General features: G+C 41.0%; 18 protein-coding genes and 1 pseudogene. 11 read left to right on the plus strand and 8 right to left on the minus strand.

Annotation, left to right across the window (positions count from 1 at the left end):
- Window positions 1-36 precede the first annotated feature (36 nt).
- Window positions 37-522 (minus strand): phenolic acid decarboxylase, encoded by a 486-nt coding sequence (locus tag MKX52_RS03620; protein ID WP_012009245.1) that lies wholly within the window; start codon window positions 520-522, stop codon window positions 37-39.
- A gap of 112 nt (window positions 523-634) precedes the next feature.
- Here MKX52_RS03620 and MKX52_RS03625 point away from each other — a divergent pair, with 112 nt between their 5' ends.
- Complete coding sequence (locus tag MKX52_RS03625) at window positions 635-1,192, plus strand: PadR family transcriptional regulator (RefSeq protein WP_342491504.1); 558 nt, start codon at window positions 635-637, stop codon at window positions 1,190-1,192.
- Between the two features lie 104 nt (window positions 1,193-1,296).
- Window positions 1,297-2,403, plus strand: a complete 1,107-nt coding sequence (locus MKX52_RS03630; protein ID WP_342491505.1) for a nitric oxide synthase oxygenase — start codon at window positions 1,297-1,299, stop codon at window positions 2,401-2,403.
- Window positions 2,404-2,488: 85 nt separating this feature from the next.
- Here the strand turns inward: MKX52_RS03630 and MKX52_RS03635 are convergent, their stop codons facing one another.
- Window positions 2,489-2,761, minus strand: coding sequence for an acylphosphatase (locus tag MKX52_RS03635; protein WP_186312755.1), 273 nt, complete (start codon window positions 2,759-2,761; stop codon window positions 2,489-2,491).
- Window positions 2,762-2,884: 123 nt separating this feature from the next.
- Between MKX52_RS03635 and MKX52_RS03640 the strand changes: the two are divergent.
- Window positions 2,885-3,533 (plus strand): annotated as a pseudogene (locus MKX52_RS03640) (MOSC domain-containing protein).
- A 42-nt stretch (window positions 3,534-3,575) separates the two neighbouring features.
- On the opposite strand, the gene MKX52_RS03645 reads toward MKX52_RS03640, so the two are convergent.
- The 3 genes from MKX52_RS03645 to map all read right to left on the minus strand — a co-directional run bounded on the left by MKX52_RS03645 (window position 3,576) and on the right by map (window position 4,882).
- Window positions 3,576-3,713 carry a YflJ family protein gene (locus tag MKX52_RS03645; RefSeq protein ID WP_003214303.1) on the minus strand — a complete coding sequence of 46 codons (138 nt, stop codon included), beginning with the start codon at window positions 3,711-3,713 and terminating at the stop codon, window positions 3,576-3,578.
- Window positions 3,714-3,847: 134 nt separating this feature from the next.
- On the minus strand, window positions 3,848-4,009 hold the full coding sequence (locus MKX52_RS03650) for a hypothetical protein (protein WP_003214360.1): 162 nt from the start codon (window positions 4,007-4,009) through the stop codon (window positions 3,848-3,850).
- 123 nt (window positions 4,010-4,132) lie between these two features.
- Complete coding sequence (gene map, locus MKX52_RS03655; protein WP_008341769.1) at window positions 4,133-4,882, minus strand: type I methionyl aminopeptidase; 750 nt, start codon at window positions 4,880-4,882, stop codon at window positions 4,133-4,135.
- Between the two features lie 187 nt (window positions 4,883-5,069).
- Between map and nagE the strand changes: the two genes are divergently transcribed.
- Window positions 5,070-6,434 (plus strand): N-acetylglucosamine-specific PTS transporter subunit IIBC, encoded by a 1,365-nt coding sequence (gene nagE / locus MKX52_RS03660; RefSeq protein ID WP_144504469.1) that lies wholly within the window; start codon window positions 5,070-5,072, stop codon window positions 6,432-6,434.
- A gap of 18 nt (window positions 6,435-6,452) precedes the next feature.
- On the opposite strand, the gene MKX52_RS03665 is transcribed toward nagE, so the two are convergent.
- Window positions 6,453-7,211, minus strand: coding sequence for a DUF817 domain-containing protein (locus MKX52_RS03665; RefSeq protein WP_342491506.1), 759 nt, complete (start codon window positions 7,209-7,211; stop codon window positions 6,453-6,455).
- 194 nt (window positions 7,212-7,405) lie between these two features.
- Here MKX52_RS03665 and MKX52_RS03670 point away from each other — a divergent pair, with 194 nt between their 5' ends.
- Window positions 7,406-7,909 carry a DoxX family protein gene (locus tag MKX52_RS03670; RefSeq protein WP_012009252.1) on the plus strand — a complete coding sequence of 168 codons (504 nt, stop codon included), beginning with the start codon at window positions 7,406-7,408 and terminating at the stop codon, window positions 7,907-7,909.
- 44 nt (window positions 7,910-7,953) lie between these two features.
- On the opposite strand, the gene MKX52_RS03675 is transcribed toward MKX52_RS03670, so the two are convergent.
- On the minus strand, window positions 7,954-8,541 hold the full coding sequence (locus MKX52_RS03675; RefSeq protein ID WP_342491507.1) for a YjgB family protein: 588 nt from the start codon (window positions 8,539-8,541) through the stop codon (window positions 7,954-7,956).
- A gap of 100 nt (window positions 8,542-8,641) precedes the next feature.
- Window positions 8,642-10,621, minus strand: a complete 1,980-nt coding sequence (locus MKX52_RS03680; protein ID WP_342491508.1) for an LTA synthase family protein — start codon at window positions 10,619-10,621, stop codon at window positions 8,642-8,644.
- A gap of 579 nt (window positions 10,622-11,200) precedes the next feature.
- Between MKX52_RS03680 and MKX52_RS03685 the strand changes: the two genes are divergently transcribed.
- The 6 genes from MKX52_RS03685 to treR all read left to right on the plus strand — a co-directional run bounded on the left by MKX52_RS03685 (window position 11,201) and on the right by treR (window position 19,277).
- Entirely contained in the window at window positions 11,201-12,859 is a 1,659-nt protein-coding gene (locus tag MKX52_RS03685; protein WP_342491509.1) for a pyridoxal-dependent decarboxylase, read from the plus strand.
- A gap of 31 nt (window positions 12,860-12,890) precedes the next feature.
- Window positions 12,891-14,615 (plus strand): methyl-accepting chemotaxis protein, encoded by a 1,725-nt coding sequence (locus MKX52_RS03690; protein ID WP_342491510.1) that lies wholly within the window; start codon window positions 12,891-12,893, stop codon window positions 14,613-14,615.
- Between the two features lie 210 nt (window positions 14,616-14,825).
- Complete coding sequence (locus MKX52_RS03695) at window positions 14,826-15,212, plus strand: DUF1992 domain-containing protein (protein ID WP_012009257.1); 387 nt, start codon at window positions 14,826-14,828, stop codon at window positions 15,210-15,212.
- A gap of 164 nt (window positions 15,213-15,376) precedes the next feature.
- Window positions 15,377-16,813 carry a PTS system trehalose-specific EIIBC component gene (treP, locus tag MKX52_RS03700; RefSeq protein ID WP_342491511.1) on the plus strand — a complete coding sequence of 479 codons (1,437 nt, stop codon included), beginning with the start codon at window positions 15,377-15,379 and terminating at the stop codon, window positions 16,811-16,813.
- A gap of 15 nt (window positions 16,814-16,828) precedes the next feature.
- Window positions 16,829-18,529, plus strand: coding sequence for an alpha,alpha-phosphotrehalase (gene treC, locus MKX52_RS03705; protein ID WP_342491512.1), 1,701 nt, complete (start codon window positions 16,829-16,831; stop codon window positions 18,527-18,529).
- A 19-nt stretch (window positions 18,530-18,548) separates the two neighbouring features.
- Window positions 18,549-19,277, plus strand: coding sequence for a trehalose operon repressor (gene treR, locus MKX52_RS03710; protein WP_342491513.1), 729 nt, complete (start codon window positions 18,549-18,551; stop codon window positions 19,275-19,277).
- Window positions 19,278-19,353 lie beyond the last annotated feature (76 nt).

Genomic DNA, 19,353 nt, shown 5'->3' on the forward strand with positions numbered 1-19,353 from the left:
CTACAATTTAAAAGCGGCACAGTGCGTGCTGCTTTTTTATTTTCGTCCGGCTCTTATTTCATCAGTCAAGCCTTCATATGGTGCTTCGGCGATAATGGTTTCGTCATTTATACCTGCATGATGAATATACGTAATGTCCGCAAATTCTGGAACAACATATTTAGGATATGTTTCGTACTTTTCACGAGATTCTTTCATAAGATCGATGTAGTCATTTTGATAGCAAACGGTGATATCTGGACGTTCATGCACCCATTTTGGAAAGAAGATAACGCCATGCATGCGTTTTTCTTCAGGCATAAAGTTCAGAGAGACGTCTGTCCCAGTTGGTTCTGTCCAAGAAACTTTGTAAACGCCTTTTGTCAGCTTTACAATGTTCACTTCTTGATCACGGACCCATCGGCCCCCAACCATTCCGCTATGAATGCGGTAATCAATGGTGTGATCGTTTTTAATGTAAATCTCATATTCCCAGCCATTTTCATACGTATAAATCATATGAAGTCCAACGAATTGATCCATGTTTATTCCTTCTTTCATTAGAATGATGTTGTTTCAAACATGTCGTGATTTACATATTTATTTTAAAGTCTATGGTATACTATTGTCAAAGAATAAGCGTTGGAGGCACATCATGAGAGTTTTGAAATATGCCATTCTTGGCTTACTAGATCAGTGTGAGCTGACTGGATACGATATCACCAAACATTTTAAGGATTCCCTTGGACAGTTTTGGAGTGCGAAACATAGTCAAATTTACCCTGAGCTGAAACGGCTCACAGATGAAGGGTTTATTGAATTTGATGTTCGTATACAAGGGAAGAAGCTGGAGAAAAAGGTCTATCAAATCACAGAGGCAGGACAAGCAGCATTGCATCAATGGTTAAGGACAAAAGACCCGATCCCAGAAACAACAAAGGATGAATTCATGCTCAAAACATTTTTCATCTCCTCTATGGACAAAAAGGAAGCGGCTGACCTGTTTACACATCAACTACTAGAGCGCACGAAGAAAGTAGACATGCTAAAGCAGAATCTGCTCGCGTTAACAGAGGAAGATCCGGGTGCTGAATCGCTTTATTCAGCGCAATTTGGGCATTATTTAGTGCTGACAAGGGCAATTGAAAGAGAAAAAGGCTATGTCCGCTGGCTCGAGCAAACCCTTAAACGGATTGATTCATCTGCGCTCTAAGGACAATGGTCGGATGATATGATAAAAAATGGTTTGAAACTAGTGAATTTATAAATAGAAACCGCTACAATGGATATATTCGTATTAAAGTGAGGCGAGTATGTTTGAGTAATCAAGAAGCGTTGTGGAATGAAGCAGAAGCTTTTATTTCTGTATGCTATGAAGAATTGGGCAAGTCAAATGAAGAGAAGGCAGCACGACTGCATGAAATAAAACAAGAAATTAACTCTAAAGGGACGTATACTCACACACAAGAGGAATTGGCGCACGGAGCGAAAATGGCATGGCGCAACAGCAACCGCTGCATTGGCCGTTTATTTTGGTCAACCCTGCATGTTCACGACTGCCGTCATGTGAAGACAGAAGAAGAGGTGAAAGAGGCACTCTTTCATCATATTGAGTATGCGACAAATAATGGGAAAATCAAACCATCCATTACGATCTTTCCTCCAGAAAATGATTCGCAAAAGGAAGTCATCATTTATAATCATCAGCTCGTTCGTTATGCAGGCTATGAGACGGAGTATGGTATCATCGGCGACGAGGCTTCTCTTGAATTAACTAAGCTGTGTGAAGCCCATGGCTGGAAAGGTGAAGGCACGCATTTTGATATCCTGCCTCTCATGTTTCAACTAAAGAATCAACCGCCAGTTCTGTATGAGCTACCGAAAGAAATTGTCCAAGAAGTCGAGATCACCCATCCGGAATATGAAGGATTTCGTGATTTAGGACTGAAATGGTACGCCGTTCCGATTATTGCTGATATGAAATTGGAGATTGGCGGTATTCATTACAATGCAGCGCCGTTCAATGGCTGGTATATGGGCACAGAAATTGGCGCACGTAACCTAGCCGATGAAAATCGCTACAATATGCTGAAAAAAGTCGCTTCGATTTTAGGACTGGACACGACAAAGAATGCGTCGCTTTGGAAGGACAAAGCCATTGTTGAGTTGAATGTGGCGGTTCTTCATTCTTACCGAGAAGCAGGGGTGACCATTGTTGATCACCATACAGCAGCACATCAATTCAAACAGTTCGAAAAGCAAGAAGAAAAGGCTGACCGTAAGCTTACTGGGGACTGGACTTGGCTGATTCCACCGGTCTCACCAGCTGCGACCCACATCTTCCACAAGCATTATGACAATACCATTGTGAAGCCGAATTATTTTTATCAAGAAAAGCCCTATCATGGAAAAGAAAAAGCCTAGCGAAAGCTAGGTTTTTTGATTGTTGACAAAGTGCTAAAATGATCTTGATTTTAGCACTTTGTCTTCTTTGTTTTTTGATGAAAGCTCATCCCTTGATGCGAAAATCCTGATAATGAGCGAACTCAGGGAGCTGCTCCATTTGCATATCTGTGACCTTTGAAAAAGGGCTTCCTTTCCGGACTGTCTTTAAGAAATCAAGCACTTCCTGCTGCTCCCCCTCTACCTTTAACTCGACATGTCCTTCATCTGTGTTGCGTACCCAGCCTTTCATCCCGCGATTGACGGCTTCTCCTTGTACAAAATAGCGAAAGCCGACTCCCTGCACCCGTCCTGTGACAATGGCATGATAATGAATCAATGTCATCTCTCCTTTTTTCTCATCGTACCATAGCATGTAACTGACCTTCACGCACCCGACTATGATTTCATTGTCTAACGATGTAAAATAATAGCCATGAGACAATCAAAGGAGATGGTCATCGTGGGACATAAGAAATATGACATAGTAGGAATTCAAGTAGGACAACCCATCACGACCTATGCAAACGGAAAAGAAATCAAAACAGCCGTCAACAAAAAGCGAATACATGAGCCTGTCTATTTGAGTAAGGTCAATTTTGAGGGAGATGGTCAAGGTGATTTGGTTCATCATGGAGGATATGATAAAGCCGTCTGCGTCTTTCCATACGATCACTATACTTATTTCGAGCAGTTTTTAGGGGTTCCGTTACAGGAAGCTGCCTTCGGTGAGAATGTGACCGTTCATCAACTAGTTGAAACAGAAGTGCGAATTGGGGATGTATTTCAACTGAGAGGCACTTGTTGAAGTGAGTCAGCCAAGGCAGCCGTGTGTGAAACTATCTTTTAAGCATGGCAACATGAAGCTTGTAAAGGAAGTGCAGCAAACGGGGTATACCGGCTTTTATTTACGGGTGCTGAAAGAAGGCTTAGTGCCTGCTGATGCTTCTCTTGTATTAGTCGAAAAAGCATCTCATCATATTACAATCCATGAAGTGAACGAGGTCAAATATCGTCAAACAAGTCCAGAGAGGCTGAAAGCCGTTCTTGAAGTAGATGCCTTAGCAGATGTCGTGAGGAAGCCTTTAGAAAAGCGAGTTCAGCCCATTTAAAAAAAGCCGTACATCAGTATAAGATGTACGGTTTTTTAGCGCTTATGAGCTAGGTTTCTTTTGCTCAAGAAGATTTGCAAGGAAATATGTTTTTAAGCTTTGAAGCTTTCTTCCTTCATGCTTGGTCACACCAAGCTTCTTTAATTCTTCGACATACCAGCCTTTGCTACCATAATGCATGATAGAAAACTCCTTTCAATTGAAACTGCCTGCATTGTAACATCTCAAAAAAGGACGTGAAAAGTGTGCAGGTATGAATAAATGAAAACTGATTCTATCTTCCTATGATCCATGTATATGCTGGAAATAATCATTTATGAATTTGGCGGGTTGAGGGTAACGATGATCATGCCGACCGTCATAATCATGATGACAATACCAAGGTAAGTCATCATGGATTGTTTTTTCTTAATACCTACAACCGTTAAGATAATACTTTCAATCAAAAAGATAACGCCGATGATGATGAACCACATATCAAATAAGACCCCTTTCGCATATCTTTGCCTATTTTACCACAGGCATTTTTGTTTAGTCGTGACAGATTCGTGAAAGGGAAATGAAAAAATCCCCTCCAATGAAGAAGGGGATTAGCAGGCTTACAGCTTCGTTAATATAATTGGTTCGTCTTTTGTAATCACAATGGTATGTTCAATCTGTGCGACTAGGCTTTTATCTGGTGTTTTAAAGGTCCAGCCATCATCAGCCTGATAAATCGATTCAGCATTTGTTGAAATAAAAGGTTCAAAGGCGATCACGGTGCCATTCTTAAACAAAGCATTATCGAATGGATCATAATAGTTCAAAATATGGTTAGGTGCTTCATGGAGACTTTTCCCAATGCCATGTCCTGTCAGGTTTTTAATGACAGTAAATCCTTGTTCTTTTGCTGTATTGTAGACCGCACGGCCAATTTGATTTTGTCTTTTGCCGGCTTTTGCATGCTTTAATCCTTCGAGGAATGCATCCTCTGCACACTGGCATAATGCTTCAAGACGAGCATCACCTGTACCTAATACGAAGGAAATGCCGGTATCGGAATAATAGCCGTCCAGCTCTGCTGAAATATCAATATTGATGAGGTCGCCCTCTTGTAAAATGGTTTTTTCACTTGGAATACCGTGAGCAACTTCATCGTTCACGCTGATACAAGTCGTTCCAGGGAAGTCATATTCCTTTTCAGGTGCTGAATTCGCCCCATGTTCTTCTAATATTTTTTTCCCAATCAAATCTAGTTCTTTTGTAGACATGCCTGGTTTCGCTTGGCTTTTCATTTCTTCTCTTGCCAAAGCGACAATTCGGCCGACTTTTTTTAAGGCTTCTAACTCATGATCATGTTTGACAATCACTGTTCATTCCCGCTTTCTATAACTTCATTCTATTCAATAGCTTACCACATTTTACGCAAAAAGAGTAAAGAGCGGAATTCAAATGAATGTGGACAAATTGGTATAGATAACTAGATGTGTATATGATATATTTTTTATGAGCATCATGGACGTTTCGTCATGATGATGACAAAGGGGGAGAATGCAAATGGTGTTTCAGTTTCTTCAAAAGCTCGGCAAATCATTTATGCTTCCAATCGCTGTGCTTCCAGCAGCAGGAATTATTTTGGCTATTGGACGGAAGGATGTATTTGATATCCCGTTTATTCATGCAGCGGGAAATTCCATTTTTGAAAACTTGGCTTTGATTTTTGCAATGGGTATAGCGATCGGTATTGCAAAGGATGGCAACGGGGCAGCGGCATTATCAGGAGCGATTGCTTATTTTATTTTATCAGCTGGTACAACATCAATTAATTCTACGAACAATATGGGGATATTTGGCGGTATTTTATGCGGCCTACTGGCAGGTTATGTGTACAATCGATTCAAGGATAAAAAACTACCCGAATACTTAGGGTTCTTTAGCGGAAGACGGCTTGTGCCTATTATGACTGCACTTTTCACCATTTTATTAGCCGCTATTTTCGGATTTGTATGGCCGCCAATTCAAAGCGGGATCAATGGATTAGGGGAATGGATTTTAAGTCTTGGTGCAACGGGTGCAGGGTTATTTGGTTTCTTTAACCGCTTGCTCATTCCATTAGGACTTCATCATGTACTGAACAACTTATTTTGGTTTCAATTCGGGGAATTCAGCGGAGCAACAGGGGATTTAGCACGATTCTTTAAAGGAGATCCTAGTGCAGGTGTCTTTATGACTGGGTTTTTCCCAGTGATGATGTTTGGTCTGCCAGCGGCATGTCTAGCCATGGTTGTGACAGCAAAACCTGAAAAGCGAAAAGCAACCGCTGGTTTGATGATTGGGATGGCGCTGACGTCATTTATTACAGGAATCACTGAACCTATTGAATTCTCCTTTATGTTTTTATCTCCACTCTTATATGGTGTCCATGCTGTGCTGACAGGTCTATCGCTCTTTATTGTAAATATCATTGGGATTCATAGCGGCTTCACCTTTTCAGCAGGAGCGATTGATTACATTTTAAGTTTTGGTATCGCCCAAAAACCACTCATGCTACTTGGGGTTGGCGTGCTTTATGGCATTCTGTACTTTGTTGTTTTCTATTTCCTCATTAAACTGTTAAAGCTCAAAACACCAGGAAGAGAAGATGATGAAATTGAAGATATTGCAGCCGATGATACGAAGACAGAAGGTGCAAGTATGCTTCTAGAGGGACTTGGTGGCAAAGAAAATATCACGACGATTGATCATTGTGCCACTCGTCTACGTTTAACAGTAGAAGATACACAAGTATTAAATGAAAGTACTTTGAAAAAAGCAGGTGCCAAAGGGGTACTGACTTCAGGAAAAAACTCTGTACAAATCATCATTGGAACGAATGTAGAATTTGTCGCAGATGATCTTCGGAAGGAAGTCGATCGAGATTAAAAAAAGCGTACAGCCGGGTCAAATCGGCTGTACGCTTTTTTGTTTGCGTTGTTCGATGACAAGCACAATACTGATCACAACAAGTAAAAACCAAGAACTAATTTTCCCAAGATGGACGAGCGACCAAGCGTGCTGTTGATTTGGATATTGCCATGCTCCTAAAAAGGTGGTGACATTTTCGGCAATCCAAATAAAGAAACCAATCAGCAAGAATGAGACGACAAGCGGCATTCGAAAAGTAGAAGAACCAACCTGAAACGACACAGATGTTTTTCGAAATACGACAACAAGCAGTAATGTCAGCCACCATCTCAGATCATAGAACCAATGATGCGTAAAAAAGTTGAGATAAATACTCAAACTGGTTCCGATCGAAAGAAACGGATGCGGCCATGAACGGACCTGTACGTGAAGCCGGGACAGTGCCTGATAAATATAGCTTGCTACACTTGCATACATAAATCCGCTATAGAGCGGAACCCCAAAGACTTTTGTATAAGCCTCTTCAGGATAGGACCAAGAACCCATATGAACTTTATACAATTCTAAGCCAATACCTATCAGATGAAATAGACAGATCACCTTCAATTCATTCAATGTCTCCAGCCGAAGTGTCAGCATCAGGATCTGAGCCGCAAGGCAAAGCAGTAGAATGACATCATACCGGTGAAGAAAAGGAATAGAAACCATCTTTGATATGGCAAGCGCCGCAAAGATCATGACGGGGAATAGACATGAGATGGCCTGTAAATAAGCAAAATGGAATAATGTTTTCATACAAAGTGAACCCTCTTTTCATTGTCTGAAATGACTAAGACGGATTTAGCAAGGGAAAAGTTACCTCAATTAGATATTCATGAACAATTTGTGAATACGTATGTGAAAAAGATCACAAATTAGTTTTAACATAGTATAATAAGATCATAAAGAAAATGTGAAGAAATTCACATAAATTAAAGGGAGGCATCATCATGTTTACAAAATTCTTACAAACGAATGTATGGGCAGCGGTTATCCTTTTGGCAGCAAGACTTTATATCGGTTGGACTTGGCTCACATCTGGTATAGGAAAACTAACAGGCGGATTCGATGCATCAGGATATTTACAATTTGCGATAGCTGAACCTGTTGTCAAAGATGGAAACCTTGTGTATCCGTTCTATGTATGGTTTTTAGAAAATGTCGCTTTGCCGAATGCTGGTCTATTTAGTGCCATGGTCATGTGGGGAGAAATTTTAGTAGGTCTAGGATTAATTGTTGGATTATTCACAACAACCGCAGCATTTTTCGGAAGCATGATGAATGTCTCTTTCTTACTAGCTGGTACCGTCTCTGTCAACCCGCTTCTTTTGCTCATTGCTATCATCATCATGGCTGCGAAAGGAAATGCAGGCAAATTTGGACTTGATTATGTCGCAGGTCCAGTCTTGAAACGAACAATGAAAAGAAAACCGCATTTAGAAGTGGCTTCATAATAAAGAAAAAGCATCCTCAGCTTCTGCTCAGGATGCTTTTTTATTTAGGAATCAGCTTTCACCAGGTTAATATGCAGGACGGTGAGCTTCTGCTGACTGATATCTGGATCATGACCGACGATAAATTCCAGCTCATAATCTCCAGTTCGATACACGTATTTTTTCTCTTTTGTCTGTGGGATGGTACTGACTGAATCCGCTTGTCCAAGTTGTTTCTTTAGTAGGGAAGGGGTCATTCCGCCGATATTCGTTTCTTTTTCTACATTTGTGCCGAAATAACGAATTTCATCAATTTTGCCTTTTGCATCATAATGAAAAGCAAATCCCGGATTCCCCATTTCAGCATGATACAAATCAAAGCTACTTTGGCCTGTTTCTGGATATGGATTTCCTAGTTTATGATGGACATCCTTCTTTGTTTGAACACCAATTTTAAAGCCTTTTGCATAATACGGCATTTGTCCTTTATGTGCCAGCTCATAAATGGTGTTTAAAGCGGTTGTCGGACCTTGAGGAACGGATTGCTTGACTGCTGATTTGCTTATGGCATGTGCTGGGACTACAGGGCTGAATCCAATGAAGGCGGACGTAGCGAGTGAAGCAGTCATGACAAAAGCGGTTGTTTTCTTCATGATAAAATCCCTCCTTCTTCTTTCTATACCCGGTGAAATAGGGGTCAAACGTGAAAAAAACCAGCTGATCAGAGATCGGCTGGTTCTTAAAATGAGAAAGTTATTTTGATGAAGAGCTTGCTTCATCTTTGGCGGAAGAGGAATCTTCTTCATCCTGTACTTTCTTTGTATAGTCATATTGATTGCGGTCAATCGGTGTAAAGTCTTTAGGCTTGTAGAAACGGAGTAAATCTTCGGTGACAATCTTATCAGATGTCTCAAGCATCTTTTTCACCGTTTCATTTTCTTGTGATGCCTTATCAGTCGGCTCAATTTTCTCGCCTGTTTTGTTGCTGTAATAGTTATTGCCTACTTTTGTGTAATCCTTAGAGACGAAGTCACCATTTCTAAATGGCACTAGCTCTTTGAAATTTTTCGATAAGATATCTGAACCAGACATTAAATAGTTCTTCGTATCATCGCCAAGCAGGTGTAGAAGGGTTGGTGCGACATCGACTTCACCAGAGTATTTATGAATCTGTCCGCCTTTTACGCCTGGTACATGGATAAAGAGCGGTACACGCATAAGCTGCGCATTTTCATAATCTCCAATTTTTTGTCCTGTCACTTTTTCCATCGCTTCATTGTGGTTTTCAGAAATGCCGTAATGGTCACCGTACATAATGACGACTGTATTGTCATAGAGACCAGACTTTTTCAGGTCGTTGAAGAACTGTTCAATGGCTTCATCTAAATAATGAGCGGATTGGAAATAGTTATTGACGACAGAATCTCCGAAGTCACCAGGTTCGAAATCGGTATCCCCTTCATCCATTCCAAATGGGAAATGGTTCGATAACGTAATGAATTTCGAATAAAACGGCTGCTTTAAGTTTTCAAGCATGGGCATAGATTCTTTGAAGAATGGTTTGTCTTTCAACCCATAGTTCTTCGTATCTTGCTCATTCATATCGTAGTACTCAGAATCGTAAAATCTGTCATATCCAAACGACTTAAACATTTCATTACGGTTCCAGAAGGTTTTCGTATTGCCGTGGAATTCTGCTGACGTGTACTGATCCTTCTTCAGGATGCCAGGAATGGCTTGATACGTGTTTTGCGCTTTGTTAATAAAAACAGAGCCTTGTGATAATGGGAATAGCCCAGTATCCATCATAAATTCAGCATCAGACGTTTTTCCTTGCCCTGTTTGATGGAAGAAGTTATCAAAGTAAAACGTTTTGTTGTCGTGTGCCAATGAATTAAGGAAAGGCGTCACTTCTTTTCCGTTTACTTTGTAATCAATGACAAAGTTTTGCAGAGATTCAAGAGAAATCGTAATCACGTTCATGCCTTTCGCTTTCCCGTAATAAGCAGGGTTAGGATCAGCACTGTTCGCTTTTAAATAGTTCTCTACATCTGTCACGTCATTTGAATTTGCCAGAGCACGCTGGCTGTTTGATTTCACATTTTGAATGGCATCAAACACCGTAAAATTATAAGCACCTAAATATTTCACTAAATAATTGCGGTCGAACGATCTTGATAAAAGCTCTGGACGATCAATCTCTGCAGCGACTAAATTCATCACAAAGATGACAATAGAAGACACAAGGACGAGTCTAAACGATTTTGACTTTTGAACAGGTACAGTAGCTGTACTTGTTTGCTGCTTTTTCATGCGGACTGCCAGTACGATCAAAATGATGGTATCCATAAAGTAAAACATATCAGTCCAACGCATGAGTGAAAATGCACTATCACCTAATTGTCCGCCATTCGTTCCTGCCTGCATCACGGTAGGCAGCGTGATAAAGTCATTGAAGAATCGATAGTACACGATGTTTGCGTATAGTAAAAAAGACATGAAAAAATGAATCACAATGATAGCGGCAGGCTGCCATTTTTTCTTGAACAATAAAGCAAAGCCAAGAAAGAACAAGCTGGAGCTAATAGGATTCACGAAAAGCAAAATATGCTGAAGCACATTTGATATACCAAGTTTAAATTCAATTAAATACGCCGAATACGTTTTGAGCCAAAGTAAGATGACTGCAATAACAAAGAAGCCGAGGCCTCGTTTTTGAATAAATGTTTTCATAAAAACACTCCTTTTCTCCGATACACGGAAGAGGCGGAACGAAAGAAAACGAACCATTAGAATATACCATGAAATGAGCAAATAGAAAAGTGATAACCGGCGAAGTATGTCTAGCAGCTCGTCCCAGCAATAAAAGGGGAGAAAACGAAAATTTTCGCTCTTCGAAAAACTTTTTGTGAAATTCATCCTATTATTAACAGAAAATTCAGCAATTTTCCAGTTGCTATATCAATAAAACAGGTAAAAAGGCACGAGTCTAAAGAATTAATTTGGTTTCTACAATGATGATTTAGAGAGTATTTCCAGTGTTTCTTAATGTTTATGCAGGTTAAGTAAAAAAAATGAGAAGAAGAACGGAAAAGGGATATGGAGGATATTTCCTGCGTTGAGATATATCAATATATTTTTTTGCTTCATTAACATAATGGTTTTGATGTGTTTTGTAAGGGTTTTATCTATTTTGATGAATGAACAAATTATCTAAATATACTTAAGTAAACATTTCGAGACTATAAACTTTTGAATTGGGGTCGATATAAACTTTGACAGGAAATCTTCCATTGAAAGGATTGATAGTATATGACTGTACGAGCAAACAACCTCGTTCAGAACTGGTTTCCGAGTGAGGACGGAAATGCAGCAGAGCGTAAAGAATTCATCAAATTGATGGAGCAGATTGTTTCAGGGGTCGATCACCTGAAAGATCCGAACCGTGCACACCTAAAGGGTGAAAAGAATCGTGAGGAGGATTTTTACCAAAAGCTCACAGAAACAAGTCAAATTCCGATGAACGGCCAACAAGCGGAACTTGTGAATGAAGAATTACTGAAGCTTTTACATAACCATCCTTACCACACAAAGTATTTCTTCACGAACATTTTACCGATGGCAAGTACACCAGGAATTTTAGGCATGCTGACGGCGATGCTGGTAAACGGAAACAACCTATGGGATGTGTATGGACCAGCAGGAGCGGAAGCTGAGGTCAGAGTGGTCTCAATGATGTCTAAGCTCATCGGATATGATCCAACTGTGAGCGGGGGATATACAACATGGGGAGGTCAAGGAGCCATTTTCTCAGGACTGCGTTTAGCGATTGTAAAAGTTGCGCCAGAGTCACTGCGAAAAGGAGTTCCGCAAAACCTTTATGCGTTTTGTTCTGATGCGGCACATTACAGCTTATTTAAGTCAATGGAAGCAACAGGACTTGGCACAGACAACTTGATCAGAATTAAAACGAATAAAGATCATTCGATGGATATGGAAGATTTACGTTGTCAAATGGAACGTGTTGCACAGGGTGGCGGGATTCCCGTTTATATTGTCGCAACAACCGGAACAACAGATGCCATTGCAATTGATGATGTAAAAGGGGTACGTGAAACAGCAGAAGCCATTGCTGAGGAATATGGTCTAAAGGTGCCGCATATTCATGCGGATTCAGCACTCGGCGGATTCTTTGCTTTCTTTAATGAGTATGATCTAGCTGAAAACCCGCTGCAATTCTCAGACGGTGTTCTTCGTATGCTAAAAGAAATCCAAGCGAAATTCCAGCATCTTTCTCTTGCTGATACGATGTGCTTTGACTTTCAAAAGCTCGGCCAAACACCTTACACATCTAGTTTATTCTTAGTGAAAAACGCGGCAGACCTAAAACGTTTAGATCTGGAAGAACAAGAGACACCATACGTTGGTCATAGAGGCTACGGCGAATACCATACGGGTTATACACTGGAATGCTCAAGAATGGGAAGCTCGATTAGTATGCTGAGTGTGCTGTTAACGTTTGGGGTTGAAGGCTACCAGCGCTTGCTTGGTCAATTCTTAGAAGTGAACCTTGCCTTCAGAGAAGCACTTAGTAGGGAAATTCCGCAAGCAGAAGTCGTGAATGATGACAACGTCGGAATGGCTACATTGTTTAGAATTTACCTAGATGGCTCACCGCGCTTTCAAGAAGAAATTTCAGGCGAAGCGACGGTGATGGAAATTGAGCGGAACAATGAATTGAACAAAATGCTGTTTGAAAAGCTTGGAGAGAAAAGAGACGAAATGTTCTTTGGTGATACAACGAAGTTTTTACTTGTAAATGCTAAAGAAGGACAAGAATTCTATCTAAGTGTTAGTAAGTTTTTTGTCATCTCACCTTATACGTTACCAGAGCATATCCCACATATCGTATCTTATTTAAAAGATGTGATCGCATCTGTTTGTGGACAATTTGAACATGTACATGCTTAAATCAAATCTGAGAGTGGAGATGTAGGAAAAAATGGCGAAACAAAGGAAATTTGGAGGATACACGATATCCTCTAAAATCATGTCAGTCGTTGTCGTAACATTACTTGCAACCGTTGCACTATTCGTTCTAACATTCTATCTAGTCAGCCAGGATTTATCATCCCAGTTATTAAAGCAATTTGATTATCGATTAACAACAGATATTGATACAGCGAAGAAAGAGATCGATAATATGGATGGAAACGTCCTTGGTGTTAGCGGGAAAGATGATCCCCTTTATGTGGAGGTCAAAAAGAAATTCACAGAGCTTCAAGAAGATCATACGCTTGAGAACTTATATGTGCTTTCTAATAAAGGCGGCAAAGAAAGAATTATTATCTTAACCGGAGAAGAAAATGATTTTGATCAAGATTATGTCTTTTCAGACGAGATGAAACAAGCACTCTCTGAAGATAAAATGGTCAAAAGTGATATTTACAAAGACTCATTTGGAACACATAAATCAGTCTTTTTGCCAATCAAGGATTCAGGCGGTGAGCTGACAGGCATTTTAGGCATTGATTTAGATGCGTCTGTCGTGCCTCAAACTACGCAGAAGTTGATGATCTATATCACAGTGGCATCTGCTATTGTGCTGATCGGTGGATTACTCTTCTCATACTTCATGGGAAGAAGGATTGCAAAACCAGCACGTTCCTTGATGGAATCAGCGAACCGAATTGCTGACGGTGATTTAACTGGTATGGTAGAGGTTGAAAGTAAAGATGAGATCGGTCAACTTGCCGCATCCTTCCAAAAGATGCAGGGGCGGATTAAAGAACTCATTTCGAAAATCTCAAACTCATCTAGTGAAGTGTCGAAAATGTCTTCACAGCTTCGTACGGTGACGACCGAATCAAGTCAAAGTGCGCAGCAAGTATCAGAAGCTATGACGAATATGAGTGAAGGAATCAATGATTCTGTCGCAAATATTACGGATTGTACGACATCCGTTGCAGAGATTGATACTCAAATCGAAGGCGTCACAAAAGAAGTCGATGAAATGAAATCTGTTTCATCTGACGTACAAGAGCAATCAGAATCTGGTCAAAAATTAGTGAACCATGTGCTTGATCATCTGAATATGCTACATGACAAGATGACCAACTCCAAGCAGGCAGCAGAAGAATTACAATCTCATTCAACGGAGATTGAAAGTGTCATCTCGATCATTACGGACATTTCAGCCCAAACGAATCTACTCGCATTGAATGCTTCAATTGAAGCAGCACGTGTTGGAGAAGAAGGAAAAGGGTTTGCTGTTGTGGCAGATGAGGTGCGTAAGTTAGCTGAGCAATCAGCGGATGCGGCTAAAACCGTTTCAGATCTTGTCATCGGCACACAGGAAAACAGTCAGCGCGTTCTTGAAAGTGTAGAGGAAAGTAGTAAAGCAGTGGAAGAAGGACGTGAACAAATGGAAGGCACGTCACAAAACTTCGCTTTGATTTACGACGGTGTATCTCAGTTTTCAAGAAGAACGAACAATTTGCTTGCTTCTATTAAGCAAGTTGAGCAAGCATATCAAACGATTTCTACATCAATTGAGCAAATTTCTGTTGTATCGGAAGAACATGCAGCCAGCTCTCAAGAAGTAGCGGCAGCAACAGAACAGCAAAGTGCTGGCATGCAGCAAATTTCAAGTGCGATTGAACAGCTCTCTGATATGTCAGAGGACTTGGCACATATGGTTTCTACTTTCAAAATCGACAATAAATAACGAGAAAGGGCTAAAATGATCTTGATTTTAGCCCTTTGTCTTCTTTTCAGCGTGACATGAAAACCTTTGCAGCCCTAGGAAGAACGAGCACCGGAGCGCAGACCTGACACCGAATGCGAGGGTTTGTCTACACGCTGAAGCTGACTCTTGTGAGAGAGTCAGCTTTTTTGCTATGCTTAAACAAATTGTTGCAGGCGAAAGGAGAACGCCATGGATTTTGCGCAGAGATTATCAGAAGAACGGATCAAAAAAGCGATGGATAACGGGGCTTTTGAAGGATTATCTGGCTTTGGCAAACCTCTGCCTAAAGATGACGCTGCTCATATACCTGAAGAACTAAGAATGGGCTATCGGATGATGAAAAATGCTGGCTTTGCTGGGGAAGAAACAGCACTGAAAAAAGAACTCATGACCGTCAAAGAACTGCTTCATTCCAGTATAGACGGAGAGGAAAGAAAAAAGCTTTCTCTCATATGTGAAGAAAAACAAAAACGACTGGATGAACTCACATCTAAGCGGCAAACTTTTGCTCGTCCAGCCTCCTCCTTTTATAAAAACAGGGTCTACGAAAAATTAACGGAGCATAAAAAAAGATGATGACACGCTGCCTCTCCTGAGCACATTGAGGGGGCTTTTTTTATGAAAGCGCTACATTTTGTTGTTGACTACATGTATATACAAATATAAAATAATAATCAAACATGTATATACAAGTTTTTTGGTTCTTTTTTCTTATAAAAAACGATCTCGGAGGGGATAGCATGGCTGATTATCAGGCAGCAGCAGATCAGATTGTGAAAGCCATCGGCGGCAAAGAAAACATTGATCAAGCGACACATTGTGTGACAAGGCTGCGCTTTGTGCTGAAGGATGAAGGAAAGGTTGATGAGAAAGCACTTGAACAAATAGAAGAAGTGAAGGGATCTTTCTCAGCGAACGGTCAATACCAAGTGGTGATCGGCCAAGGGGTCGTCAATCGAGTATATGCCGAAATGGTGAAACAGACAGGGATTGGTGAAGCCACAAAAGAGGACGTGAAGCGTGCCTCTGATCAAAAATTAAATCCATTGCAGCGTGCTGTGAAAACGCTTGCGGATATTTTTATTCCGATTCTTCCTGCTATCGTCACCGCCGGTTTATTAATGGGGATTAATAATATTCTAACAGCTCCTGACATTTTCTTTGATCAAAAATCGATTGTCGATGTGTATCCGGCTTGGGCTGATTTAGCGAATATGATCAACTTGATTGCAGGCACTGCCTTCACATTCCTGCCTGCCTTAATCGGCTGGTCAGCCGTGAAGCGGTTTGGGGGAAATCCGCTCTTAGGGATGGTCCTTGGGCTGATGCTCGTACACCCAGACTTATTAAATGCGTGGGGCTATGGAGCGGCAGAAAAGTCCGGTGAGATTCCAGTCTGGAACTTGTTTGGACTTGAAGTGCAAAAGGTAGGGTATCAAGGACAGGTTCTTCCGATACTCGTCGCTTCGTATTTACTAGCGAAGCTCGAATTATTTATCACAAAACGGACACCTGAAAGCATTCAGTTATTAGTGGTTGCTCCGATTACGTTATTAGTCATTGGCTTTTTATCCTTTATTGTCATTGGACCTATCACATTTGCAATCGGTAACGTGTTAACATCTGGACTTGTTGCTGTATTCCAGCAGTTCGCAGCACTTGGTGGTCTATTATACGGCGGTTTGTATGCAGCGTTAGTCATTACTGGAATGCATCATACGTTCCTCGCTGTTGATATTCAATTGATTAATTCAAAACTGCACGGTACGTTTCTATGGCCGATGCTCGCACTGTCTAATATCGCACAAGGGTCAGCCGCACTTGCGATGATGTTTGTTTTGAAAGATGAAAAGCAAAAGGGTCTCTCGCTCACATCAAGTATTTCCGCTTACTTAGGAATTACCGAGCCAGCGATGTTTGGTGTCAACTTACGCTACCGATTCCCATTTATTTTCGCCCTTATTAGCTCTGGTTTAGCCGGTATGTTTATCTCCTCTCAAGGGGTGCTGGCAAGCTCAGTTGGTGTTGGAGGCATTCCGGGAATCTTCTCTATTATCCCGAAATATTGGGGCGCATTTGCGATAGGGATGGTCATTGTCCTCATCGTCCCATTCATCGGAACCCTTTTGTATGCAAAGCTGAAAAAGAAGAAAGATGTATCACAAGAACTTAACTAGTGGTGGTGGATGAAATTGAAACAACAAACTAACGAACCGTGGTGGAAAAAAGCGGTGGTCTATCAAATTTATCCGAAGAGCTTTTTAGATACAACAGGCTCAGGTACAGGCGATATCAATGGTGTGACAAAAAAGCTCGATTATATTAAAGAGCTCGGGGCGGATTGTATTTGGCTCACGCCAATGTATGAGTCCCCGCAGCATGACAACGGCTATGATATTAGTGATTACACAAAAATCCATGACATGTACGGCACAATGTCAGATTTTGAACACATGCTGAAAGAAGCCCATGATCGAGGCATACGAGTCATCATGGATTTAGCCGTCAATCATACATCCATTTTCCATAAGTGGTTTCAAGCATCACGCGAGTCAAAAAATAACCCTTATCGAGATTATTATATTTGGAAGGAGCCGAAGGCAGACGGCTCCCCGCCAAATGATTGGCAGTCAAAATTTGGCGGTCCAGCATGGGAGCTAGATGAAGTAACAGGAGAGTATTATCTTCATTTATACGATGTCACCCAAGCGGATCTCAATTGGGAAAAGGATGAGGTGCGCAGGCAAGTATATGACATCATGCACTTTTGGTTTGAAAAAGGAATTGATGGATTCAGGCTGGATGTCATCAACAATATCTCAAAAGATCAACGCTTCTTAGATGACGCCGGACAATCTGTACAAGGAGACGGCCGGATGTATTATACGGATGGTCCAAGAATTCATGAGTTTCTGCACGAAATGAACCAAGAGGTTTTTTCAAAATATGACAGCATGACCGTCGGAGAAATGTCTTCAACGAATATCGCAGACTGCATTCGGTATACAAGACCGGATCGGCAGGAGCTGGATATGACGTTTAATTTTCATCATTTAAAGGTCGATTATCCAAATGGAGAAAAATGGGCCATCGCACCATTTGATTTTCATGAATTGAAGTCGATTCTGTCTGAGTGGCAGACGAAAATGCATGAGGGTGGCGGCTGGAATGCGCTCTTCTGGTGTAATCATGATCAGCCACGTATCGTCTCAAGATACGGTGATGACGAAACGTACCATCAGCAATCAGCGAAGATGCTGGCGACCACCATTCATCTCATGCAAGGGACGCCATATATTTATCAAGGTGAAGAGATTGGTATGAAGAATCCTCAGTTTGAGGACATCTCGTCTTACCGCGATATTGAATCACTCAATATGTATGACGCCATGCTTGAAAAAGGGAAATCAAAGGAAGAAGCGCTCGCCATTTTACAGGTCAAGTCAAGAGATAATGCGAGAACTCCGATGCAGTGGACCTCAGAAAAGAACGCAGGTTTCTCAAAAGGGACACCATGGATTGAGCCAGCCAATAACGACATTTCAGTCGAAGCTTCATTAAAAGACAAGACGTCTATTTTCTACCATTATCAAGCCCTTTGTAAGCTGCGTAAAGAACTTGACGTGATCACATATGGAAGCTTTACCTTACTCTTAGCAGATGACCCGAAGGTTTTTGCTTATGTGAGAGAAAGCGGTGAGGAGAAGCTTCTTGTGATCAATCACTTTTACGCAGGAGAGACGGACTTTACGCTTCCTGATGAGCTTGTGCATGCTGTAGATGAGATGGAGGGGCGAGTGCTGTTATCCAATTATGAGGATGCACCGGAAGATATGAAAGGATTTACGTTGCGTCCATATGAGTCAATCGTTTATCATTTAACCAAACGCTAGAAAATGGGGCGGAGGGAAAATGAAAGAGAATAAGTTTCGAGTGATTTATGATCAGCTCGCAAAACGAATTGAACAAGGTGAATGGCAGGATAAAGGCATTCTACCATCAGAGCATGATTTGTCCTTGATGTATGACACATCCCGTGAGACGGTAAGAAAGGCATTAAATATCCTTGTGCAAAATGGCTATATCCAAAAAATCCGTGGGAAAGGCTCTGTCTTGCTGAATCGAGAAAAAATGCAATTCCCAGTCTCTGGTCTTGTCAGCTTTAAAGAACTTTCCCAAACGCTTGGCCGGAAGACTGTTACGACGGTTCACGAATTTGGTTTAATCAAACCGGATCAGTATATTCAGTCTCAGCTGAAAATAAGTGGGCAGGAGGATGTCTGGGAAGTCATTCGGTCTCGTAATATTAGCGGAGAAGAAGTGATTTTAGACAAGGATTACTTTTTGCAAAAGCATGTGTCAGTTTTGTCAAAAGACATATGCGAAGGGTCCATCTACGAGTATATTGAAGGAGAGCTTGGTGTATCAATCAGCTATGCCCAAAAGGAATTTGTGGTAGAGCCATGTACAGAAGAGGACGACAAGTATCTTGATTTGAACGGGTTTGACCATGTTGTCGTCGTGAAGAATTACGTGTTCTTAGAGGATACAAGTTTATTTCAATACACTGAAAGCCGTCACCGATTAGACCGCTTCAGATTCGTTGATTTTGCAAGAAGAGAAAAAAAGGAAAATTCTTAGAACTTCTTGAAAGTCAAGCTATCAGAATAAAATAGATTGATGATTATTAATGAAGTAGCGTCAGGAAAATGTGGAT

The organism is Bacillus sp. FSL R5-0422, assembly GCF_038610765.1.
In the GTDB taxonomy this organism is placed as follows: Bacteria; Bacillota; Bacilli; order Bacillales; family Bacillaceae; genus Bacillus; species Bacillus pumilus_O.